General features: G+C 71.3%; 19 protein-coding genes and 1 pseudogene. 11 read left to right on the plus strand and 9 right to left on the minus strand.

The window, feature by feature from the left end:
• Nucleotides 1-21 precede the first annotated feature (21 nt).
• Nucleotides 22-744, minus strand: coding sequence for a ZIP family metal transporter (locus OG892_RS08070; protein WP_073735291.1), 723 nt, complete (start codon nucleotides 742-744; stop codon nucleotides 22-24).
• 94 nt (nucleotides 745-838) lie between these two features.
• Here OG892_RS08070 and cobC point away from each other — a divergent pair.
• Nucleotides 839-2552, plus strand: a pseudogene (cobC, locus tag OG892_RS08075) (Rv2231c family pyridoxal phosphate-dependent protein CobC).
• Between the two features lie 142 nt (nucleotides 2553-2694).
• Here the strand turns inward: cobC and OG892_RS08080 are convergent.
• Both OG892_RS08080 and OG892_RS08085 read right to left on the minus strand, forming a co-directional pair.
• Nucleotides 2695-3807: an SCO1860 family LAETG-anchored protein gene (locus OG892_RS08080; protein ID WP_371628783.1), complete on the minus strand. Its 1113-nt coding sequence runs from the start codon at nucleotides 3805-3807 to the stop codon at nucleotides 2695-2697.
• Between the two features lie 367 nt (nucleotides 3808-4174).
• Nucleotides 4175-5275: an amidohydrolase family protein gene (locus OG892_RS08085; RefSeq protein WP_328867523.1), complete on the minus strand. Its 1101-nt coding sequence runs from the start codon at nucleotides 5273-5275 to the stop codon at nucleotides 4175-4177.
• A gap of 112 nt (nucleotides 5276-5387) precedes the next feature.
• Here OG892_RS08085 and OG892_RS08090 point away from each other — a divergent pair, with 112 nt between their 5' ends.
• The 5 genes from OG892_RS08090 (at nucleotide 5388) to thpD (ending at nucleotide 10054) form a co-directional block, all read left to right on the plus strand.
• A complete protein-coding gene (locus OG892_RS08090) occupies nucleotides 5388-6494 on the plus strand; it encodes an alanine--glyoxylate aminotransferase family protein (protein WP_371628784.1) in 1107 nt (368 codons plus the stop codon).
• A gap of 318 nt (nucleotides 6495-6812) precedes the next feature.
• Nucleotides 6813-7343, plus strand: coding sequence for a diaminobutyrate acetyltransferase (gene ectA / locus OG892_RS08095; RefSeq protein WP_274535146.1), 531 nt, complete (start codon nucleotides 6813-6815; stop codon nucleotides 7341-7343).
• Between the two features lie 87 nt (nucleotides 7344-7430).
• Nucleotides 7431-8693, plus strand: coding sequence for a diaminobutyrate--2-oxoglutarate transaminase (gene ectB, locus OG892_RS08100; RefSeq protein ID WP_371628785.1), 1263 nt, complete (start codon nucleotides 7431-7433; stop codon nucleotides 8691-8693).
• Between the two features lie 62 nt (nucleotides 8694-8755).
• A complete protein-coding gene (locus OG892_RS08105) occupies nucleotides 8756-9154 on the plus strand; it encodes an ectoine synthase (protein ID WP_024494051.1) in 399 nt (132 codons plus the stop codon).
• Between the two features lie 6 nt (nucleotides 9155-9160).
• The gene (gene thpD, locus OG892_RS08110) at nucleotides 9161-10054 is read left to right on the plus strand and encodes an ectoine hydroxylase (RefSeq protein ID WP_073735296.1); all 894 of its coding nucleotides are present in this window, start codon (nucleotides 9161-9163) and stop codon (nucleotides 10052-10054) included.
• Between the two features lie 66 nt (nucleotides 10055-10120).
• Here the strand turns inward: thpD and OG892_RS08115 are convergent, their stop codons facing one another.
• From OG892_RS08115 to OG892_RS08140, 6 genes are all read right to left on the minus strand, one after another.
• The gene (locus OG892_RS08115) at nucleotides 10121-11032 is read right to left on the minus strand and encodes a carbohydrate ABC transporter permease (protein ID WP_073735297.1); all 912 of its coding nucleotides are present in this window, start codon (nucleotides 11030-11032) and stop codon (nucleotides 10121-10123) included.
• Nucleotides 11029-11970 carry a carbohydrate ABC transporter permease gene (locus tag OG892_RS08120; protein ID WP_371628786.1) on the minus strand — a complete coding sequence of 314 codons (942 nt, stop codon included), beginning with the start codon at nucleotides 11968-11970 and terminating at the stop codon, nucleotides 11029-11031. Before OG892_RS08120 ends, OG892_RS08115 begins: the two co-directional genes overlap by 4 nt.
• Nucleotides 11967-13358 carry an extracellular solute-binding protein gene (locus OG892_RS08125; protein ID WP_073735299.1) on the minus strand — a complete coding sequence of 464 codons (1392 nt, stop codon included), beginning with the start codon at nucleotides 13356-13358 and terminating at the stop codon, nucleotides 11967-11969. Before OG892_RS08125 ends, OG892_RS08120 begins: the two co-directional genes overlap by 4 nt.
• 27 nt (nucleotides 13359-13385) lie before the next feature.
• Nucleotides 13386-14483: an enolase C-terminal domain-like protein gene (locus OG892_RS08130; RefSeq protein ID WP_073735300.1), complete on the minus strand. Its 1098-nt coding sequence runs from the start codon at nucleotides 14481-14483 to the stop codon at nucleotides 13386-13388.
• Between the two features lie 80 nt (nucleotides 14484-14563).
• Nucleotides 14564-17197: a discoidin domain-containing protein gene (locus OG892_RS08135; RefSeq protein ID WP_371628787.1), complete on the minus strand. Its 2634-nt coding sequence runs from the start codon at nucleotides 17195-17197 to the stop codon at nucleotides 14564-14566.
• 516 nt (nucleotides 17198-17713) lie between these two features.
• Nucleotides 17714-18547, minus strand: a complete 834-nt coding sequence (locus tag OG892_RS08140; protein ID WP_328867519.1) for an FCD domain-containing protein — start codon at nucleotides 18545-18547, stop codon at nucleotides 17714-17716.
• Nucleotides 18548-18898: 351 nt separating this feature from the next.
• Here OG892_RS08140 and OG892_RS08145 point away from each other — a divergent pair, with 351 nt between their 5' ends.
• The 5 genes from OG892_RS08145 (at nucleotide 18899) to OG892_RS08165 (ending at nucleotide 22978) form a co-directional block, all read left to right on the plus strand.
• Entirely contained in the window at nucleotides 18899-19741 is an 843-nt protein-coding gene (locus tag OG892_RS08145; protein ID WP_371628788.1) for a fumarylacetoacetate hydrolase family protein, read from the plus strand.
• Nucleotide 19742: 1 nt separating this feature from the next.
• Nucleotides 19743-20531 (plus strand): SDR family NAD(P)-dependent oxidoreductase, encoded by a 789-nt coding sequence (locus tag OG892_RS08150; protein ID WP_371628789.1) that lies wholly within the window; start codon nucleotides 19743-19745, stop codon nucleotides 20529-20531.
• Nucleotides 20528-20926 carry an L-rhamnose mutarotase gene (locus OG892_RS08155; protein ID WP_328867516.1) on the plus strand — a complete coding sequence of 133 codons (399 nt, stop codon included), beginning with the start codon at nucleotides 20528-20530 and terminating at the stop codon, nucleotides 20924-20926. The genes OG892_RS08150 and OG892_RS08155 overlap by 4 nt, the downstream gene beginning before the upstream one ends.
• Nucleotides 20927-21090: 164 nt before the next feature.
• Complete coding sequence (locus OG892_RS08160; protein WP_371628790.1) at nucleotides 21091-21927, plus strand: amidohydrolase; 837 nt, start codon at nucleotides 21091-21093, stop codon at nucleotides 21925-21927.
• A gap of 31 nt (nucleotides 21928-21958) precedes the next feature.
• The gene (locus OG892_RS08165) at nucleotides 21959-22978 is read left to right on the plus strand and encodes an aldo/keto reductase (RefSeq protein ID WP_371628791.1); all 1020 of its coding nucleotides are present in this window, start codon (nucleotides 21959-21961) and stop codon (nucleotides 22976-22978) included.
• Nucleotides 22979-22983 lie beyond the last annotated feature (5 nt).

Consider the following 22983-nt stretch of genomic DNA (forward strand, 5'->3'; position numbering starts at 1 on the left):
GGGCGGCACACGGTGAGCCGGTCAGTCCGCGATGCCCACGACCAGCCAGATGAAGCCCACTCCGGCGATCGTGCAGAGCAGCGTGGAGCGTGCCGGGTGGTCGTGGTGCGCCTCGGGGAGGATCTCGGCGGCGGCGAGGTAGAGCAGCGCTCCGCCGAAGAAGCCGAGATAGCAGCCGAGGAGTTCCGCCGGAAGGGTGAACAGGAGCGTCGTCGCCGCGCCGACGACGGGCGCCGCCGCGTCCGCGTAGAGCATCGTGAGGGCCTTGCGGCGGGCGTTCCCGTACAGGCTGGTGATCGTGTACGTGTTGAAGCCGTCCGCGAAGTCGTGGGTGATGACGGCGAGGGCCACGGCCGCGCCCATGCCGCCGCCGACCTGGAAGGCCGCGCCGAGCGCCACGCCGTCCATCAGGCTGTGGCCGACCATCGCCGCCGCCGCCGTCAGCCCGACCTGGGGCACCCGTTCCTCGCCCGCCCCGTGCGCCGCCTGGCGTACCGCGAGCAGCCGCTCCACCAGGTGCGCGACCAGGAAGCCGCCGACGAACAGCAGCAGGGCCGCCGGTACGCCGAAGACCAGTCCGCCGGCGGCCTCGATCGCCTCCGGCAGCAGGTCCAGGCCGACCACGCCGAGCATCAGTCCGCCGGCGAAGCCGAGTACGAGGTGGCGGCGGTCGGTGACGCGCTGGGCGACCCAGCCGCCGGCCAGGGTCATCAGGAACGCGCCGAGCGCGACGAACACCGCCATGGGCTCTTGCTAGCCGATTGACCCCGGTGCGCGCATCTCAGGGCGTGCGCCGTCAGTGCAGTCAGTGCCGTCATCAGTCCGGAAGGAGTGCTCCATGGCCGAGAACGCCGACGTTCACCTGCCCGGCCGTCGGGAGGCCGGTCCGCCGGCCGCCTCGCTCACCGTCGGGGTCGGCGCGTCCAGGGGCGCGCCGCAGGACGAGGTGCTCGGGCTGATCCGGGACACCCTGGCCGGGGCCGGGCTCTCTCCGCTGGACGTCGCGGAGTTGGCGACCGTCGATGCCAGGTCCGGGGAGCCGGGGATCGTGGCCGCCGCCGCACGGCTCGGGGTGCCGCTGCTGACGTACCCGGCCGAGGTGCTGGCCCGCGTCGAGGTGCCGCATCCGTCCGGCGCGCCGCTCGCCGCCGTCGGCACGCCCTCGGTGGCGGAGGCCGCGGCGCTCGCCGGGGGCGGCGAACTCCTCGTACCGAAGCGGAAGTCGCACCCGGAGGGGCGCGCGGCGATGGTCACCTGCGCGGTCGTCCGCCGGGCCCCGCGCCGCGGCCTCCCCGTCGACGAGGCCGTGCCGGCGCACGTCGCACCGTCCGCGCCCTTCGCGTCGTCAGGTCCGGACCGTTGCGTGAAGCCCGTCGCGGGGCGCATAGTCGTATCGCCGCACTTCCACCCTCACGACGACGGCCATTCCCCCCACTCCCACCCCCACCATGGCGGTCATGCACACTCCCACTGAGAGCCCCGACGCCACCGGCGCGGGCGCCCACGACCTGCGGCATCACGGTGACGCGGAGGTACGGGGACGGGGCCGGGATCTGACCGATCTCGCCGTCAACGTACGGGCCGGTACCCCACCGGCCTGGCTGAAGGAGCGGATAGCCGCGTCGCTGGGCGCGCTCTCCGCCTATCCGGACGGGCGTCCGGCGCTCGCGGCGGTCGCCGCACGGCACGGGCTGCCGCCCGAGCGGGTCCTGCTGACCTCGGGTGCGGCGGAGGCGTTCGTGCTGATCGCCCGCGCGCTGCCGGCCCGGCGGCCGGTCGTGGTCCACCCCCAGTTCACCGAGCCGGAGGCCGCCCTGCGCGCGGCCGGGCACGAGGTGGGACGGGTGCTGCTGCGGGCCGAGGACGGCTTCCGGCTGGATCCGGCCGCCGTTCCGGCGGACGCGGATCTGGTGGTGGTCGGCAATCCGACCAACCCGACGTCCGTGCTGCACCCCTCGGCCGTCCTGGAGCGGCTGGCCCGTCCCGGGCGGACGCTCGTGGTCGACGAGGCGTTCATGGACGCGGTGCCCGGTGAGCGCGAGGCGCTGTGCGGGCGTACGGATGTCCCCGGACTGGTGGTCCTGCGCAGCCTCACCAAGACCTGGGGACTCGCCGGGCTGCGGATCGGCTACGTCACGGCGGCGCCGGAGACCGTGCGCCTGCTGGCGGAGGCGCAGCCGTTGTGGCCGGTGTCCTCGCCCGCGCTGGCGGCGGCCGAGGCGTGTATGGAGCCGAGGGCGCTGGCCGAGGCCGAGGCCGCCGCGGAGCGCATCGCGGTGGACCGGTGCCATCTGGTCGCGGGGCTGCGGGAGTTCACCGAGATCGAGGTGGTGGAGCCGGCCGAGGGATCGTTCGTCCTGATCCGGCTGGAGCGGGCCTCCGAGATACGGGAACGGCTGCGGATGCTGGGCTTCGCTGCCCGGCGCGGCGATACGTTTCCGGGGCTCGGCACCGACTGGCTGCGGCTGGCCGTGCGCGACCGTACGACGACCAACCGCTTTCTGCAGGTGCTCGACCAGGCGCTCCAGGCGCTGACCGCCGTGAGCCGTTGAGCATGCGACGGCCTTGCTCGGCCGGTGTCGCACCGGGGGCGGAGAGCGGTGCTCCGTAGCCGGAACACCGCTCCCCGCCCCCTTCCTTCTTTCCTACGGCCCCCCGGCCGCCCCCTCGGGCCCTGACTCACTCACCCCCGCGTCAGTTCTGCGCACGCCGCCTGGCCACGACCATCGCGCCCGCGCCCGCCGCCAGCAGCAGTGCCGCGCCGCCCGCGATGTACGGCGTGGTGGAGCTGGAGCCCGTCTCCGCGAGGTCGCCGTCGGTGGCGGCGGGTGCGCTGCCGGTGCCGGTCTGCGTCTTCACACCGCCGCCGGAGTCACCGGCGGTCGATCCCCCGTTGCCGGAGCCGCCGGAACCGCCCGAGCCGTTGGAGCCGTGGGTGCTGGAGCCGCCGTCGGTCGAGCCACCGTTGCCGGAACCACCGTCGGTCGAACCGCCGTTGCCGGAACCACCGTCACTGGAGCCGCCGTCGGACGAACCGCCGTCCGATGAACCGCCGTCCGACGAACCGCCGGTGGAGCCGCCCGGCTTGGGCGCCTTCGGGGTCTCGCAGGTGGCCTCCGCGAGCGTCACCTCGCCCTGCACATCGGCGACGTTCAGCTTGAGCGGGTTCACCGAGACCTTCAGCTGGAGCGCCGTGGCCGCCGCGGTGCGCGAGGTGGTGTGCGTCTTCGCCAGGTCGAGGGTCACGTCACCGACACCCGGCACATTGACCCGGGTGGTACCTCCGGTGGTGAGGGTGACGCGCTGGCCGAGGACCTTCACATGCCCCAGCACGTTCGCCTCCGCCACCGGCCGGTGGCCCACTTCGCAGACCGCCTTGGTGGTGATCTGCTCCACCTCGATCAGCGAGAGCAGCGGCAGACCGGGCAGGTGGAGCCGGGCCTTGGCGATGTTGGTGTAGCCCTCGGCGCGGTGCTTGTCGACGGTCGCGTTCGCCGTGGCGACATCGGCGCGCAGCACGTTGAAGGGCTGCCCCCGGTCCACGCCGTCGAGCCGCACGCTGAGCGCGGTCTCCTTCGCGGTGGCCGGCGCGTGCACCTCGTTGAGCGTGGTCCTGAGCGGCACATCGATCGTCTTGTTCAGGAGCGAGACGTCAAGTGCGGTACGGAGCACTACCGCGCCGGCCTTCCCCTCGCCGGTGGTCGTGGCGGTGGTCGCGGTGGCGGCCTGCGCCGGGACGGCGACCAGCAGTGCGACGGGAGCGGCGGCGATCGCCAGGGCGGCGAGGCGGAAGGTGTTGCTGTTCAAGATGGTGGAACCCCCACAAGAGACTTTGGAGCCACCGGCGCCGTCCAATGGGGGACATCGCGGGCACCGGTGGCCTCGACTCCGTGAATCTTTACGCACGGAGGGTGAACTGGCGGATACCTGACGTGAGTTCACCCCAAAGGGGGGTTTCCGTGCCTGTATTCGATTATTCCGGCACGTGCGTTCCCTCGGCATCACTGATTTCACCCGCTTCACCCGTTTCCCCGAACGCGAGCGACTCAAGGACGGCCGCGCCGGGGCGCACGCGGAAGTGGTTCAACGAGCGGCCCGCGCTCCGGTAACTGCCGGTCAACACGGCACACCGAGGGGCGGGCCTCCGGGGCCGGCCCGCCCCGGGGCCCGCCCGTCAGCCGATCACGTGTCCGTTCAGCACGACCCTGCGGGGCGCGGCCAGCACGCGCACGTCCGCCCTCGGGTCCTCGTCGTACACCACCAGGTCGGCCGGAGCCCCCTCGTCGAGCCCCGGCCTGCCGAGCCACGCGCGGGCGCCCCAGGCCGCCGCCGACAGCGCCTCCAGGGCCGGGATGCCCGCCTTCACCAGTTCCGCGACCTCCCCGGCCACCAGCCCGTGGGCCAGCACCCCGCCCGCGTCGGTGCCGACGAAGACGGGGACACCGGCGTCGTACGCGGCGCCCACCGTCTCGTAACGCCGCTCGTGCAGCCGGCGCATATGGGCCGACCAGCGCGGGTACTTGGCGTCTCCGCCGCGCGCCAGCGAGGGGAAGGTGGCGATGTTGACCAGCGTCGGGACGATCGCGACCCCGCGCTCCGCGAAGAGCGGGATCGTCTCCTCGGTCAGCCCGGTCGCGTGCTCGACGCAGTCGATGCCGGCCTCGACGAGATCGCGCAGCGAGTCCTCGGCGAAGCAGTGCGCGGTGACCCGGGCGCCCAGCCGGTGCGCCTCGGCGATGGCGGCCCCGACCGCCTCGCGCGGCCAGCAGGCGGTCAGATCGCCCACCTCCCGGTCGATCCAGTCCCCGACCAGCTTCACCCAGCCGTCACCGCGGCGCGCCTCCTGCGCCACGTACGCCACCAGCTCGTCCGGCTCGATCTCGTACGCGAAGTTCCTCTGGTAGCGCCGGGTCCTGGCGATGTGCCGGCCGGCCCTGATGATCTTCGGCAGGTCCTCGCGGTCGTCGATCCACCGGGTGTCGGCGGGCGAACCCGCGTCCCGCAGGAGCAGCGCACCGGCCTCCCGGTCCTGGACGGCCTGCTTCTCCGTGGTCGCCGTGTCGACGGCCCCGTGGTGGTCGAGCCCGACGTGGCAGTGGGCGTCGACCAGTCCCGGCAGCGCCCAGCCGGTGAGGACCGCCGCCCCGTCCGCACCGGCGGGCCGCTCGTACGTGACGCGCCCGTCGACCGCCCAGAGTTCGTCCCTGACCTCTTCGGGTCCGACGAGCACCCGCCCCTTCACGTGCAGCACCCGCGGCGCCTTGTGATCACTCATGGACAGCACTGTACGAGGGAGCCTCCGGCGGGTCGCGAGGTGCTGGGTACGCTCGGTGCGGGCCCGGTCCGCAGGCCCGCACACCGCCACGAACCCGAAGAGAGCACCAACCGTGACGCACCCCTTCCTCGACCTCACCCCGCTCACCGCAGAGCATTTCGCGGCGATCGAGCGGCGGGTGGCCCGTCTCCTCGCCACCGAGCAGGATGTCGTCATCACGCAGGGCGAGGCCCTGCTCCCGCTCGAAGGCTGCATCCGGGGCGGCGCCCGGCCCGGTTCGACCGCGCTGAACGTGGTGACGGGTCCGTACGGGCAGACCTTCGGCAACTGGCTGCGGGACTGCGGCGCCGAGGTCGTCGACCTCGCGGTGCCCTTCCACACGGCCGTCACCGCGGAGCAGGTCGCGCAGGCGCTGGCCGCGCACCCGGAGATCGACTTCGTCTCGCTGGTCCACGCCGAGGCGGCGACCGGCAACACCAACCCGGTCGCGGAGATCGGTGAGGTCGTACGCGCGCACGGGGCGCTGTTCATGCTGGACGCCGTCGCCTCCGTGGGTGCGGAGCCGCTGCTGCCGGACGCCTGGGGCGTCGACCTGTGCGTGATCGGCGCGCAGAAGGCGATGGGCGGTCCGGCCGGGGTGTCCGCGGTGTCGGTGAGCGCCCGCGCCTGGGAGCGGCTCGCCGCCAACCCGCAGGCCCCGCGCCGTTCCTACCTCTCCCTGCTGGACTGGAAGGAGCGCTGGATCGACGGTGGGCGCAAGGCCCTGCCGCACGCTCCGGCCCAGCTGGAGATGCTGGCCCTGGAGGCCTGCACGGAGCGGATCGAGGCGGAGGGCCTGGACGTCGTCATGACCCGTCACGCCGCGGCGGCCGCCGCGACCCGGGCCGGTGCGCTCGCACTGGGCGGCGGCCTGGCCCCGTATGTGCGCGAGGCGAAGGACGCGGCGCCGGTGGCGACCACGCTGCGTGCTCCGGAGGGCGTGGACGCCGCGGGCCTGGTGGCGCGGGCGCTCGCCGCCGACCCGTCGCTGCCGCTGATCGCGGGCGGTGGGGCGCTGTCGGGGGAGATGATCAGGGTGAATCACTACGGGGTGGATGCGACGCGGGGCGCGGTGCTCTCCTCGCTCGCGGCTCTGGGGGCGGCGCTGGCCGACGCCGGCCGGCAGGTCAATTTCGAAGCTGCCCGGAAGACGGTTTCGGAAACCTGGCTCAGCGAATAAATTGCGGCGCAATTCAACAATGCGGGGAGCCGGCTCATCGAGAGCAGCTCCCCGCATTCTTCTTCCCGCTCAACCGCAGACTAAACACCCCAGTTTCAGCGAGCCCTTGTCACCCATTTCGGTTGCGTCTCCATAGAGTTATCACGTTGTGACCGACTCCACACGGGAGGCGTTTTGTCCGATAAATCCGGGCCAATTCGGAAGGAATCGCCTCCGATTCGCGCTGGAGCGCGCACCCGCGTGATAGCACAGAAGGCGCCTTCACCCAACCCTTTTCCTCGATGCAATTTCGAAATTTGCTGGGTAAATTCAAATCCCATGACCGCCGCACCAGCAGATTTTGCACGTGCCCGAAGCGAATTCATCACCATCGACACCCCACGAGTGGAGGACGGAGCCGCGATCTGGCGCATAGCCCGCGACTCCAAGGTCCTGGACCTCAACTCCTCGTACAGCTACCTGCTGTGGTGCCGTGACTTCGCGGCGACCTCCGTGGTCGCCCGCGATGAGACCGGCAGCCCGGTCGCCTTCGTGACGGGGTACATCAGGCCAGACCGCCCCGAGACGCTCGTCGTCTGGCAGGTGGCCGTCGACCACGGCCACCGCGGCACCGGTCTGGCGGCGAAGCTGCTGGACGACCTGACCTCACGGGTCGCCGCGAACCAGGGCCTGGCCTCGGTCGAGACGACCATCACGCCGGACAACACCGCGTCGGACCGCCTGTTCACGTCCTACGCCCAGCGCCACGACGTGGCACTGGAGCGCGAGGTGCTCTTCGACGGCGGCCTGTTCCCGGAGGGCACTCATCTGCCGGAAGTGCTCTACCGCATAGGCCCGTTCCACGCCTGAGCGCGCACTTCCGCCGACGGGCCCCGGTGCCCGCCGCGATCCCCTTCACCGCCGCACGTCACACCCCCCTCACGCAGGAGACCCGCTGTGACCATCACCCCGCCCGCCCTCAGTGTCTTCGAGACCCTGGAGTCCGAGGTACGTAGCTACTGCCGCAGCTGGCCCGCCGTGTTCGACCGCGCGCAGGGCGCCCGGCTGACGGACGAGGACGGCCACTCGTACCTCGACTTCTTCGCCGGAGCCGGATCCCTCAACTACGGCCACAACAACCCGGTGCTGAAACGCGCGCTGATCGACTACATCGAGCGCGACGGCATCACGCACGGCCTCGACATGGCGACCACCGCCAAGCGGGCCTTCCTGGAGACCTTCCAGAACGTGATCCTGCGGCCGCGCGACCTGCCGTACAAGGTGATGTTCCCCGGCCCGACGGGCACCAACGCCGTCGAGTCGGCGCTGAAGCTCGCCCGCAAGGTCAAGGGCCGCGAGTCCGTGGTGTCGTTCACCAACGCCTTCCACGGCATGTCGCTCGGCTCGCTGGCCGTCACCGGCAACGCCTTCAAACGGGCCGGCGCCGGTATCCCGCTGGTGCACGGCACCCCGATGCCGTTCGACAACTACTTCGAAGGCACCGTCCCGGACTTCCTCTGGTTCGAGCGGCTGCTGGAGGACCAGGGCTCCGGGCTCAACAAGCCCGCCGCCGTGATCGTGGAGACGGTCCAGGGCGAGGGCGGCATCAACGTCGCCCGCGCCGAGTGGCTCCGTGCGCTCCAGGAGCTGTGCCACCGCCAGGACATGCTGCTGATCGTCGACGACATCCAGATGGGCTGCGGCCGCACCGGCGGCTTCTTCTCCTTCGAGGAGGCCGGCATCACGCCGGACATCGTGACGCTGTCGAAGTCCATCAGCGGCTACGGACTGCCCATGTCGCTCTGCCTGTTCAAGCCCGAGCTGGACATCTGGGAGCCGGGCGAGCACAACGGCACCTTCCGGGGCAACAACCCGGCGTTCGTCACCGCCGCCGCCGTGCTCGACGCCTACTGGGCGGACGGCCAGATGGAGAAGCAGACGCTGGCCCGCGGCGAGCAGGTCGAGCAGGCGCTCCTCGCCATCTGCGCCGAGCACGACAGCGCGCAGTTCCGCGGCCGCGGACTGGTGTGGGGCATGGAGTTCAACGACCCGGCGCGTGCGTCGGCCGTCTGTGCCCGCGCCTTCGAGCTGGGGCTGCTGCTGGAGACGTCCGGTCCGCAGAGCGAGGTCGTCAAGCTGCTGCCGCCGCTGACCATCACCGCCGAGGAGCTGGACGAGGGCCTGCGCACGCTGGCCCGCTGCGTCCGCGAGACCGCCTGACCCGGGGCCGCCCCGGGCGGGCCCGATGAGAAACACCGTAGAGAGAAAGGCACCGACCCACCGTGATCGTCCGATCGTTCAGTGACATCGAGAACACCGACCGGCATGTGAAGGCCGCCTCCGGCACCTGGGAGAGCAAGCGCATCCTGCTCGCGCAGGAGAAGGTGGGCTTCTCGCTCCACGAGACCACGATGTACGCCGGTACCGAGACGTCGATGTGGTACGCCAACCACATCGAGGCGGTCCTGTGCGTCGAGGGCGAGGCCGAGCTCACCAACGACGAGACCGGCGAGAAGCACTGGATCACTCCCGGCACGATGTACCTGCTCAACGGCCATGAGCACCACACCATGCGCCCGAAGACGGACTTCCGCTGCGTCTGTGTCTTCAACCCGCCCGTCACCGGACGGGAGGAGCATGACGAGAACGGTGTCTACCCGCTGCTGACCGAGGAGGTCTGAACCACCATGACCACTGATGCACGCGCCGACCTGTACCCATCGCGCGGCGCCGCCGAGATGACCACTCCCCGCCAGGACCCGGTCATCTGGTCCGCGCCCGGCGCACCGGGTCCGGTCGCCGCGAAGGACCTCCAGGGGTTCGAGCGCGACGGCTTCCTCACCGTCCCCCAGCTGATCGAGCCGGACGAGGTGTCCGTCTACCACGCAGAGCTGGAACGGCTGATCGCAGACCCGGCGGTACGCGCCGACGAGCGCTCGATCATCGAGCCGAAGTCGCAGGACGTCCGCTCCGTCTTCGAGGTCCACCGGCTCAGCGAGGTCTTCGCCCGGCTGGTCAGCGACGAGCGCGTGGTGGGCCGGGCCCGGCAGATCCTCGGCTCCGACGTCTACGTCCACCAGTCCCGGATCAACGTCAAGCCGGGCTTCGGCGCCTCCGGGTTCTACTGGCACTCGGACTTCGAGACCTGGCACGCCGAGGACGGCCTGCCGAACATGCGGGCGGTCTCCGTCTCGATCGCGCTGACCGAGAACTACGACACCAACGGCGGGCTGATGATCATGCCCGGCTCGCACAAGTCGTTCCTCGGGTGTGCCGGCGAGACGCCGAAGGACAACTACAAGAAGTCGCTCCAGATGCAGGACGCGGGCACCCCGTCGGACGAAGCGCTGACGAAGATGGCCGACCGGCACGGCATCAGGCTCTTCACGGGGCAGGCCGGTTCGGCCACCTGGTTCGACTGCAACGCCATGCACGGCTCCGGGGACAACATCACCCCGTACCCGCGCAGCAATGTCTTCATCGTGTTCAACAGCGTGGAGAACGAGGCGCAGGAGCCCTTCGCGGCTCCGATCCGCCGCCCGGAGTTCATCGGGGCGCGGGACTTCACCCCGGTGAAGTAGGACCGCTCGGCACGGCGGAGGGGGTGGGACGGTATACCGTCCCACCCCCTCCGCCGTCGCGCGCGTTCACTCCTTCGTCGCTCCCGCGAGCATCCCGGAGACCAGGGTGCGCTGGGAGAAGAGGAAGAGGACGAGAACCGGCAGGATCGCCACGACGATCGCGAGCGCCAGCTCGGGGATCGTGATGTTGAGGCCCGCGCCCGCGACGGGGTTGAAGCTCGGCGTCGAGGTGAGGAGCTGGTTGAGGCCCACCTGGACCGGGAACTGGTCGCTGTCAGGCAGCACCAGGTAGGGCAGGAAGAAGTTGTTCCAGTTGCCCACGAAGCTGAAGAAGGCGACGAGCCCGACGACCGGCTTGGCGAGCGGCAGCGCGATCTTGGTGAAGAGCTGCCACTCGTTGCAGCCGTCCATGCGCGCCGCCGAGAGCAGGTCGCGCGGCAGGCTGCTGCCGAAGTAGATGTACACCAGGTACACGCCGAAGGGGTAGAACGAGAACGGCAGGATCACCGACCAGACCGTGCCGATGAGGTGGAACTTGTTCAGCTCCAGGAAGAGGGGCAGGACCAGCGTCGCCTGCGGCATGATCATCGTCACGAGGGTGACGGTGAGCAGCGTCTTGCGGCCCTTGAACTTGGTGAGCGCGAGCGCGTAGCCGGCCGTGATGCTGACGGCGAGCGTCAGGATCAGTGAACCGCCGCTGTAGATCGCGGAGTTCAGCAGCCAGTGCGCCATGACGCCGTCCTGGAAGTCGAACAGGTGGTTCCAGGCGGTGCCGATCTGGCCGAGGGAGCCGAAGGAGAGCGGGTTGTCGTGCGTGATCTGCCCGGCGGTCTTGCTGGGCGCGAGCAGCAGCCAGATGACCGGCAGCACGAAGAAGACCAGCAGCACCGCGAGGAGTGCGCCGACCACCGCGAACGAGAGGAGTTTGGAGGGGCGTGCCAGCCGGCCGGTGCGGGCTGCGAGGGGGATGTCGGTCATTTGTCGTCCAGGGAGAACAGGTTGGAGCGAGCGACCAGCAGACCTGCGGCGACGAGGCCGAGACTCAGCAGGAAGACCGAGATGGCTGCCGCGCCGTTGAAGTCGCCCTGCTGGAAGGCGAAGACGAAGGCGAGCTGATTGGGCGACCAGGTGGGGCTCACCCGGCCGAGGCTCGCGGTCTGGAGCAGCTGGGGCTCGACGAAGAGCTGGGTGCCGGTGGCGAAGGCCATGATCGCCATGTAGACGATCCACTGGCGGATCATGGGGATCTGAATGTGCCAGACGGTGCGCCAGGGCCCGGCACCGTCCATCCGGGCGGCTTCCAGGACCTCGTCGGGGATGTTGTTGAGCGCCCCGTACATGACGACCATCCAGCCGCCCGCGCCGGTCCAGAAGGCGATGAGCATGAGGATGAGCGGCAGGTGTCCGGGCGCGAGCACGGCCGCGAAGGAGTGCAAGCCCATGGCTTCGAGGAGCCAGGAGACCGGGCTCACGTCCGGGTCGAGCATGAAGAGCCAGACGAGGACGCTCGCCACCCCGGCGAGGGCACCGGGGATGTAGTAGAGGAAGCGCAGCACGGCGGAGGTACCGGGTCGGATGCGGCCGCGCAGGACGACGGCGACGAGGACCACGAGCACGACCAGGACCACGAGCCACAGCACGAGGTAGACCAGCATGTGCTCGAAGGCGGGCAGGAACCGGTAGTCCTTGGCGACCTTCGTGAACTGGTTGAAGCCGGTGAACTGGCCCCGCTCGTTGGTGAAGGCGAGGTAGAAGGAGTAGGCGGTCGGGAAGACGCCGAAGGCGAGCAGGAGCACCGTGTATCCGGCGACGAAGAGGTAGCCCGCGTTGAGCCGGCGGCCCCGCGGCCGCGACGGCGCGGAGCCGTCGCGGCGCGGAGTACCGGTGGAGACGCGGGGGGTCTCCAGGACGGTCATTCGTTGGTCACCTGGTATCCGTCGGCCTTGGCCTCGTTGCTGATCTCCTTCTGCCAGTCGGGCAGCACCGAGGTGAGGCTCTTGCCCTCGGTCAGCTTGGGCAGCACCGCGCTGGACCAGGCGGTGGCGTCCGGGAACTTCGTGTTCGACCAGCCGGTCCACACCGCGTCGGCGGCGCTCTGGAAGACCTCGCTCACGTCACCGGCGAAGTAGGAGCTGTTCGCCGGGTTCTTCAGCCACGCCTGGGCGGCCTTGGTGTACGCGGGGTAGGTCGGCGCGGCTGTCTGGTTCTCGTCCGAGGTGGTGAGCCAGGTGGCGAGCTCGGTGGACGCCTTGAGGTTGTTGCTGTGCGAGGAGACCATCCACACGCCGCCGCCGACGTTCCCGGTGCTGGCGGTGGACTCGCCCGCCCACTTGAGCGGGGGCGCGACGGCCATCGTCTTCGCGGGGACCTTGAAGGCGGTCTTGAAGAGGTACTGGCCGTACCAGGACGGGCCGTAGGCCATCAGGACCTTGTCGCCGCTGTCCTTGGCGAAGCCCTGCGAGAAGAAGCCCTTGGTGGTGACGGCCTTCGCGTCGATCAGGTTGTCGAGGAGCTTCGCGGTGCGCGTGCAGTTCTTGTCGGAGAGGTTGCTGCGCAGCTTGTCGGGCTCGGTGAGCTGGTACGCGGGGCACTTCGTGGACCAGAAGTACGACTCGTGCGAGTTGGTGTCACCGACCGAGCCGACGAGGTAGCCGGGGTGCTCCTTGCCGATCTTCTTGCCGAGCGCCTCGTACTCCTCCCACGTCGTGGGGACCTGGTAGCCCCACTTGTCCATGAGCGGCTTGTTGTACCAGAGGACGACCTGGGCGATGTCGTTGCGCAGGCAGTACGTGTGGTCGTTGAACTCGCAGGGGCTCAGCGAGCCCTTGGCGAAGCCGTCCAGGGTCTCCTGGGGGACGAGCTTGTCGTCGAGCGGCGCGGCGAAGGGCTGCGCGCCCGGCTTCGTCGGCTGCGAGGCCCAGGTGACGTCGGTGGGGGAACCGAAGACGACGTCCGGCCAGCCCTTGCCGGTGCGGTCGAAGAGCTGCACCTTCGACTGGAGGTAGGTGGAGCCGTCGGCCCCGCCGTCGTAGGTGACGATCTTCATCTTCGTGTCCGGGTGCGCCTTCTGGTACGCCTGGACGGAGGGCAGCCGGGTGGAGTCGGCCCACACGGTGATCTGCGAGCCCTCCTTCTGCTCGGCCTGCTTGAAGTCCTTCGCGGCGGCCGGGGAGCCGCCGGAGTCGGAGTCCGGGTCCGCGCTGGCGCAGCCCGCGAGGAGGGCCGCGGTGGCCAGGGAGAGCACGGCGGCGGCGGTGCGGGTGGCACGGGCCCGGCCGGCTCCGGGAGATCGGAGAGACCTCATTGTCCTGCCTTTCGTTGTACGGGGAGTTCAGCGCGGGGTTTCGACGAAGGGTTCCAGCGTCTTTCCGTAACCCAGGCCGAGCGGGAGGGAGATGCCGGGTGCGGTGGGTGCGTGCACCAGGCCGTCGGCGTCCACGTGGCGCTCGCGCACGACGTGCGCGGAGGTCACGAGGGACTCGTAGTAGGTCGTGTTGGAGATGGCCATGCACAGGTGGTGGTTGGGCAGGTCGGAGCCGTGCACCTCGGCGCGGAGCTGGAAGGAGTCCGCGAGGTGCGCGATGCGCATGGCCCCGGTGACTCCGCCGCGCAGGTTGGTGCTGGCCCGTACCCCGAAGGTCGCTGCGCCTGCCTTGATGAAGTCGGCGGCGTTCATGTGGGCGCCGTCGGAGGTCTCGGCGACGAGCAGCGGGATGTCCACGCACTCCGCGAGCCGCCGGTAGGAGCTGATGCTGAACTCCCGCATCGGCTCCTCGTACCAGAGGTAGTCCGCCTCCGAGAGTGCCCGGCCCAGGTGGATGGCGTCCGGGAGGTCGAAGCCGGCCGAGCCGTCGTACATGAGCGGGACGTCGGGGCCGACGTGCTCGCGCAGCGCGAGGCACAGTGCCGCGTCGCGGCGGGCGTCTCCCCAGGCGTGGAGCTTGATGCCCCGGTAGCCGAGCGCCAGGCTCTGGTCCGCGACGTCGAGGAACTCCTCGGTGTTCGCGAAGGTCGAGGTAGAGGCGTAGGCGGGTATCGATTCGCGGTAGCCGCCGAGCAGTCGCCACACGGGCTCGTTGTAGTAACGGCCCGCGAGGTCCCACAGGGCGGTGTCGATGAGGCCCAGGGCGGGGAGCGGGAGTTCGTGGATGCGGTCCAGCTCCCAGACCCGGTGCCACAGCCACTCGCGCTGGAAGGGGTCCGCGCCGAGCAGTTCCTCGCGGAAGACCACGTCCACGAGGCTCGTCAGCATGGCGTGCGCGCCCGGCCGGGCGAACAGCGCGACGCCTTCCGCACCCTCGTCGGTCCCGAGGTGCAGGACCGCGCCGTCGCCCACCCGGGCGCTCCCGGCGAGCCCTTCCCGCCACAGGAAGGGTGGGTCGGCGGGCGGTACTTCGACCCGGTGCACTTCGACACTGGTGATCTTCATGAGTGGCTTTCGTCTCGTCTTTCCTTGTTGCGTCCGCGCTCGCGGCGGCTCCCCCGGAAGCCGCCGTGCACGCGGTTTTCCTAGCTGGTCGGCGCCTTGGTGCCGTAGACCTGGAGGTCGTAGATGCTGCCGCCGTTGCCGTTGGTGCCGGTCACGGTGAGCCGGACGTAGCGGCCGGTGGCGGGGGTGGTGGCGTGGGCGTAGTCGGTCGCCTCCGTGGTGTCGGCGCCGGTGCGGTCCACGAGCGGCTTCCAGTCCGTGCCGTCGGGTGAGACCTCGACGCGGTAGCGGTAGCCCTTGCTCTTCTCGAAGGTGGTGATGACGCCGTTGACGTCGTACGTGGCGCCGAGGTCGACCTGGATCCAGGACGGGTCGGGCAGGCCGAGGCCCTGGGCCCAGCGGGTGCCCGGGTCGCCGTCCACGGCCTTCGCGGGCACGTTGCCCTCGGAGTCGGAGGAGGCGGTGGCCGGGTGCTTCAACGCCAGGTCCTCGCCCCGCGGGGTGCGCACGACGGTGGTGGCGCTGTACGGGGACTCGTTGCCGGCCGCGTCACGGGCCCGGACCTGGAAGCGGTAGGTGGTGTCCGGCTTCAGGCCGGCGATGCGGACGCCGGTGGAGCCGGAGGCGCTGACGAGCTTGCCGTCACGGTAGACGGCGTAGCCGGTGACGCCCTTGTCGTCCGTGGAGGCGGCCCAGCTCAGCTCTGCGACGGTCGGGAAGTCCGCCGCGGCCTTCGGCGCGCCGGGCCTGGTGGGCGGGGTCCGGTGGGTGACGGCGGGGCCCGGGTCCAGGTGCTGGTAGGCGGGCTCCAGTCCGGCCTTCTTCACGATCGGGGCGGGCAGTTGGTCGCAGCCGCCGACCTTGACGTTGTTCTGGACGGTGTTGCCGTAGCTGCCGCCCTGGACCGAGTAGCCCTGGTTGTCGGTGAAGTTGCCGGAGGCGTTGTTCTCGATGCCGTGGTTCATCAGCATCCACTGGTACGCAACGCCGCAGAACGCGTTGTTCGTGTTCGTCCAGCCACGGCTCATCTCGTCGTGGTAGACGGCGCCGTAGGCGGGCTCGGGCACGCCGTGGATGTAGTTGTCGCTGACCCGGCCGCCGGGGTTGACGCCGAGCGTGTAGACCGCGCCGCCGTCCGCCTGGTGCTTCATGATGTCGCCGATCTCGTTGTACGAGATGACGGTGTTCCGGCTGGTGGTCGGCGTCGTGGCGACGGGGACCTTGCCGTTGTTGGCGTACGAGGGGTTGCCGCCCTGGTCGGTGAGGCCCCAGCCCCAGCCCGCCGAGATACCGCTGTAGGGCAGGTCGTACACCTTGTTGTGGGTGATCGTGGTGTGGTCGGTGTAGCCGGCGAGGATGCCGAGCGAGCCCCGGTACTGGTCGGCGGCCCTGGTCACGACGTTGTCGCTGACGGTCGTGTCCTCGACGACGTTGCGCTTGTCGGTCGGGTGGGCGTCGTCGTAGTAGTCGACGCCGCCGATCTGGACGCCGGTCGCGGATATCTGCCGGAAGACGTTTCCGATGATCTCGGTGGACCGGCTGCCGGTGTTGAGGTTGAGTCCGGCCGCGCCGAGGTGCGTGAAGGTGTTCCCGGTGAAGGAGACGTTACGGGTGAAGCCGGTGTTGACGGCGCCCGGCGTCTTCTTCCAGTCGAGCCTGGTGGAGTCGAAGTCGGGGTTGTCCGCGCCGACCATCCGGAATCCGGCCTGGCCCTCGATGTGGCCCTCGTCGGAGCTGGGCTCCAGCCACGTCGAGTACGAGAAGGTGAGGCCGTCGAAGGAGACGTCCCGGACGGGGGCGGAGGCGGTGCCGTCGAGGTCCACCAGGTCCTGCACGGTGGGCACGGTGACCTCGGCGCGGCTGAGGTCCTGGCCCTGCTCCGGGTAGTAGTAGACCTCCCCGGCCGCGTGGTCGATGTACCACTCACCGGGGGTGTCGATCAGCTCGCGGGCGTTCTCCAGCCAGGTCGGAGTGGTGATCTCCTGGCCTTCCTGGAGGTTCGCGTTGTTCCAGCACGGCTGACGCATGGTCATGGTGTGGCCGTTGACCGACTCCACCGGGCAGCGCATCAGCTTCCAGCCCCAGCTGCTCACGACCTCCAGGTCGGAGGGGTGCTTGAGGTGGGTGAGGCTGTCGTCCGTGAAGGTGTAGCCGGTCTTCGTCTTCTGCCAGCCGCCGGGCCACTCGTTCTCGGTGCGGGCGCGGGTCTGCGGTTCGCCGTCCACGTAGAGCTGGCGGGCCTGGAGGTCACCGATGGGGGCCTTGAAGACCTTGCCGTCGCCGTCGGCGGGCTGCCAGCCGGTGATCTGCCTGCCGCCGCTGATCACGGGGTGGGCGCCCCGGGCGGCGGCCCAGGTGACGGTGGAGCCGTTCGCGCCGGAGTCACGGGAGTCGAGGGCGAGCGTGCGGTCGAGGCGGTACGTGCCGTCGGCCAGCTCGATCCGGATGTCGCCGTGCACGCGCTTCTTGACCGAGCGCACGTAGTCACGGGCGTGTTCGAGCGTCTTGAAGGGGCGCGCGGCGGTGCCGCTCCCGGAGTCCTTGCCGTGCGGGGAGACGTGCACGGTCAGGGCCGGGCGCGGCGCCTTGGCGGGCGCCGCCGAGGCGGCGGGGGCGAGCGGCAGCACGAGGGCGGCCGGGGTGATCAGGGCGGCGGCGAGTGCGGCTCTGCGCAACCTGGTGGGCAGGGCGTTGTTCTCAGGGCGTGTGGACACGGGTATCCCATCGCGTAAGGACAAGCTGTCCGGACCCCGGAGCGGCTGACTCCGGGTCTGAGGGTCCTGAGCCGGCCGCTCCGGGGCCGCGGGGGCGGCGACGGGGGCGTGGGGGCTCGGGGAAGGTGGCCGGAGCGATGCTCCGGGCCGAGGGCCGGTGTCCTGTCCGTCCCGGAAGGGGACACCGGCGTGCGGGGAGGGGCTGTACGGCCGCCGGCGGCGCGGATCAGGTCACGCGCGGGACCGGGAGGGCCGGGGGCCCGGTTGCGGGCCGCCCCACGGGGGGTGCTGGTGGGCGGTGCGGAGCTGTGGCTTCGGTGCTGCCTTTCGTGGTGCGGTCTCCCGGGTCGGGAGGCGCGCGGGGTACGTGCCGTGCGGGGGCGCCCCGTCGAGTCGGGGTGCCCCGCGCGGCCCGCGGTGGCTCGTGCTGTCCCGCGGGTGGCCGGTGGGGTCCTCGCGGGTGGTCGTGGTGTCCCGCGGGTGGCCGGTGGGGCCCTCGCGGGTGGTCGTGGTGTCTCAGGAGGCCGAGGCGGCGGGCGGGTCGGCCTGCTGCCCGGGGGCTTCCTGGGGCTGCGTCCGTCCGTCCATGTGGAAGAGCCGGTCGCGGATCTTGCGTTCGAACTGCCGCCGGGTCGTGGCGATGTGCTCGGCCATGAGCACGGCGGCGCGTTCCGCCTCACCGGCGGCGACCGCCTCGGCGATGGCGAGGTGCTGCTCCGCCGCCACCTCCAGCGAACCCGGCGCGTCCCCGTGGAAGAGCAGGACGTCGGACTGGGAGGCCAGGCGGCGGATGTTGCCGATGCTCGACCGCAGGAAGAGGTTGTGCGCCGCCGTGCCGACCGCGTGGTGGAAGGCCGCGTCGGCCTCCGCGAAGCCGTAGTGGTCGGCGGCCTTCGCGGTGCTGGCCGAGGTGGTGGCGCTGTTCCTGATCTCCCGTACCTCCAGCGGGGTGGCGAGCGAGGCCGCGCGACGCGCGGTCTCGGTCTCGATCACCGTGCGGTAGTCGAGCAGCATCAGCACGTGGTCCATGCTGGTCGGCCGGAAGTGCAGGGTCTGGTCGTCGTCCACCAGCCCTCCCGCCGACTCGGCCACGAAGATGCCCGCGCCGCGCCGCACGCTCAGCCGCCCGATCCCCGCGAGGGTCTTGACTGCCTCGCGCGTCACGTTGCGGGAGGCGCCGAGGAGTTCGGCGAGCCGCTGCTCGGTCGGGAGCCGGTCCCCGGGGCTGAGCCGCTGCTCGGCGATGTGGTTGAGCAGCAGTTCCGCGACCCGTTCGTACCCGGGCCGGTAAGGGCCCGGGGCGTGATCCGGTTCGTGGCTCCCGTCCGGTGTCTGCCTCGGCACTCCCACGACGCTCCCCCTCCAGCGGTAACGGATTAATCAGGTTCATCGGCCGCCGCAACTATGACATCTGCGTTACGCGTTCGGAAGATGTGGCTGAAAGAAACTTCAAACCGCCTGAGCAAACCGGAACATAGACCCACCAAGAGGGCTTTTAATCGGCTGCATTGCGCCGAATGGATCTGACTCTTATGGTCCTGGCGTACCGAAGTACGCCGGATGACGCCGCTCGACGCCGCCCGGCCACGCCTGTTGGGCGCGTCTTTGGTCCACCCTCCGGCAACGCCTCCGGTCGCCTTCCCCGCCGACCGCGCGTCCCCCTCGTTCACCCCACTCGCTCCTCCCTGCGAAAGGACCGCGATGAAACTCGCACGCATCGGCGCCCCCGGCGCGGAACGGCCGGTCGTCTCCGGCACGGACGGCATCTGGCGCGAACTGGCGCCTCTGCTGGACGGCGCCGACCTCACCCCGGCGACGCTCGCCACCGCCCTCGCCGCCCGCGACCTCGGCTCGCTGCCCGAGGTGACCGGGGGCCCCGAGCGCTTCGGTCCGCCGCTCGCCGCCATCGGCAAGATCGTCTGCATCGGCCTCAACTACCGTCAGCACGCGGCCGAGACCGGCGCGGAGGTGCCGGCCGAGCCGATCGTCTTCCTCAAGACGCCGGACACCGTCGTCGGCCCCGACGACGAGGTGCTGATCCCGCGCGCCTCCGTCAAGACGGACTACGAGGTCGAACTCGCCGTCGTCATCGGCCGCGAGGCCCGCTACCTCCCTGACGCAGAGTCAGCCGCCGCCTGTGTCGCCGGATACGCCATCAGCAACGACGTCTCCGAGCGGGAGTTCCAGCTGGAGCGCGGCGGCCAGTGGGACAAGGGCAAGAACTGCGAGACCTTCAACCCGCTCGGCCCCTGGCTCCTGAGCGCCGACGAGGTCCCGGACCCGCACTCCCTCGGCCTGCGCCTCTGGGTCAACGGCGAACTCCGCCAGGACGGCGGCACGCACGACATGATCTTCGGCGTCCACGAAATCGTGCGCTACCTCAGCCACTTCATGACCCTGCGCCCCGGCGACATCATCAACACCGGTACCCCGGCCGGTGTCGCGCTCGGCCGCCCCGAGACGCCCTACCTGCGCCCCGGTGACGTCATGGAGGTCGAGATCGACGGCCTCGGCCGCCAGCGCCAGACCCTTGGGAAGGCATGAGATGACCACCACCCCCGCAACCACCGCCGTCCCAGTCCCCGGCCCCCTCGCCGGGCTGCGCGCCCTGGTCACCGGCGGCGCCTCCGGCCTCGGCCGCGCGACCGCCCAGCGGCTCACCGCGCAGGGCGCCCGCGTCGTCGTCCTCGACCGCGCGGGCGAGGCCCCGGAAGGCACGGCCGGGCTCGTCCGCGCCGACCTGGCCGACGACGCCTCGGTCCGCGCGGCCGTCACAGAGGCGCTCGACGTGCTCGGCGGCCTCGACATCCTCGTCAACAACGCGGGGATCGGCGCCCAGGGCTCCGTGGAGGACAACGACGACGCCGAGTGGCACCGCGTCCTGGACGTCAACGTCGTCGGGCTCGTCCGCGTCACCCGCGCCGCCCTGCCCGCGCTCCGCGCCTCCGCGCACGGCGCCGTCGTCAACATCGGCTCCATCGCCGCGACCGCCGGGCTCCCGCAGCGCGCCCTCTACACCGCGAGCAAGGGCGCGATCCTCTCGCTGACCCGCGCGATGGCCGCCGACCTGCTCCCCGAGGGCATCCGCGTCAACGCCGTCAACCCCGGTACGGCCGATACGCCGTGGGTCGGCCGGCTCCTCGCGAGCGCCGAGGACCCCGCCGCCGAACAGGCCGCCCTCGCCGCACGGCAGCCGCACGGCCGCCTCGTGAGCGGAGAAGAGGTCGCGGAGGCGGTCTCCTATCTCGTATCGCCCGCCGCCGCCTCCACGACCGGCACCACCCTCGCCGTAGACGGCGGCATGGACGGGCTTCGCCTGCGCGGGGAAGGATGAGCACCGTGCCGGAACAGCCCTCCTCCCCCGCTACCGGGGACGCGTCGCCCGGGGCGGACACCCCGCGTACCGTGCGCCGGTTCGCCTCCGTCATCCGGCTGCGCCCGGAGAAGGAGGCCGAGTACCGCGCCCTGCACGCCGACGCCTGGCCGCAGGTCCTCGCCACTCTCAAGCGGGCCCGGATCGGGAACTACTCGATCTTCCTGCGCGACGGACTCCTCTTCTCCTACCTGGAGTACGACGGCGAGGACTACGACGCCGACCAGGCGCTCATCGCCGCCGACCCCACCACGCGCCGCTGGTGGGAGCTGACCGACCCGTGCCAGCAGCCCGTGGAGAGCGCCGCCGCCGGCGAGAGCTGGGCGCCCGCGGAAGAGGTCTTCCACCTCGACTGAGGCGGGGGCCCACGATCCGGACCCCGGTCCTACGCTCCGGACCCCGGTCCCAGACCCCGGGGCCCGGCCCCGCACCCGGGGGCCCGGCCCCGCACCACCCCGCACACCCCCGTGCCGTACGCGCCCGCACCGCCGTACGGCACGGGCCGGCCCGAAGGATGACCGTGCGCATCGACGCCCACTTCCACCTCTGGGACCTGGACCGGCACGAACACGCCTGGACCCGGGAGAGCCCCGTACTGCACCGCAGTTACCGCCCCGCAGACCTGCGCCCCGCGCTCGCGGCGGCCGGTGTGGGGCGCGCGGTGCTCGTACAGACCGTGCCCGAGCCCTGGGAGACGCCCGAACTCCTCGCCCTCGCGGAGCAGGAGGAGTTCATCGGCGCCGTCGTCGGCTGGAGCGACCTCACGGACCCGGAGCTGCCCGACGCGCTCGACCGGCTGCGCGCCCTGCCCGGCGGCCGCTTCCTGACCGGGCTGCGCCACAACGTCCAGGACGAACCCGGCACCGCGTGGTTCGCCCGCCCCGAGGTACGGCACGGGCTGCGCGCGCTCGGCGCGGCGGGGCTCACGTACGACCTTCTCGTGCGCCCCGATCAGCTCACCGCCGCCGTCGCGCTCGTCCGGGGGCTGCCACAGGTGCGCTTCGTCCTCGATCACGCGGGCAACCCGGTCGTCGGGCCGCGCCCCGCCCCCGAGTGGACCGCCGCGATGACGGCGCTCGGCCAACTGTCCAACGTCGCCGTCAAGTTCTCCGGCCTCCTTACCCGCACCGGCGAGACCGACCCGGTCACCGCACTCGCCGCCTACGCGGCAACGCTGCTCGGGACGTTCGGCCCCCGCCGCGTCCTCTTCGGCTCGGACTGGCCGGTGTGCCGCCTCACCGCCGAGTACGAAGAGGTCCTCGCCGTCACGGAGACCCTGCTCGCCCCGCTCGCCCCCGCCGACCGCGCCGCCGTCCTCGGCACCAACGCGGCCGACTGGTACGCGGTACGCACCTGAACCCCGCCCCGGCACGAGTACGGAGTCCGCCATGACCAGCCCCAATCCAAGCCCGAGCCCCAGTCCAGGCCCCCGCCGCACCCTCGGGCGCAGCCAGGTCGCCGTCAGCCCGCTGGGCTTCGGCGCCGCCCCGCTCGGCAACCTCTACGCACCCCTGGACGAGGAGACCGCCCGCGCCGCCGTGGACGCCGCCTGGGACGCGGGCGTCCGCTACTTCGACACGGCACCGCACTACGGCCTCGGGCTCTCCGAACGCCGCCTCGGCGCGGCCCTGAAAGCGCGCCCGCGCGACGCGTTCACCGTCTCCACGAAGGTCGGCCGCCTCCTCGAACCGCACCCGTCACCGAGCGGCTCCGACCTCGCCGCCGGGGGCTTCGCCGTCCCCGACACGTTGCGCCGCCGCCCCGACTACAGCCGCGACGGCGTCCTGCGCAGCCTGGAGGCGAGCCTCGAACGCCTCGGCCTCGACCGCATCGACGTGGCGCTCGTCCACGACCCGGACGAGCACATGGACACCGCCCTCACCGAGGCGCTGCCCGCCCTCGCGGAGCTGCGCGCGCAGGGAGTCGTCGGCGCGATCGGAATCGGCATGAACACCGTGGACCCGCTGCGCCGCTTCGTCGCGGAGGGCGACCCGGACGTGGTGATGGTCGCCGGGCGCTGGACCCTCCTCGACCGCGCCGCCGCCCCGCTCCTCGCGGAGTGCGCCGCGCGCCACGTCTCCGTCATCGCGGCGGCCCCCTTCAACTCCGGCCTGCTGAGCACCGATCACCCAGAGGCGGGCGGGCGCTACGACTACGGCACGGTGCCCGCCACCGTCCTGGACCGGGCCCGCGCACTCGCCACCCGCTGCTCGGCGCACGGTGTCCCGCTCCCCCGCGCGGCCCTCTGCTTCCCGCTGCGCGAACCGGTCGTGTCGAGCGTCCTGGCCGGCTTCCGCACCCCGGCGGAGGTCACCTCGGCCGCCGCCCACCTCGCCCACGGGGTCCCGGAGCGGCTCTGGGCCGAACTGGACGCACCGGAGCAGATGAAGACGGCGTTCGCACCGTGAGGGAG

The organism is Streptomyces sp. NBC_00341 (assembly GCF_041435055.1).
Lineage (GTDB): Bacteria > Actinomycetota > Actinomycetes > Streptomycetales > Streptomycetaceae > Streptomyces.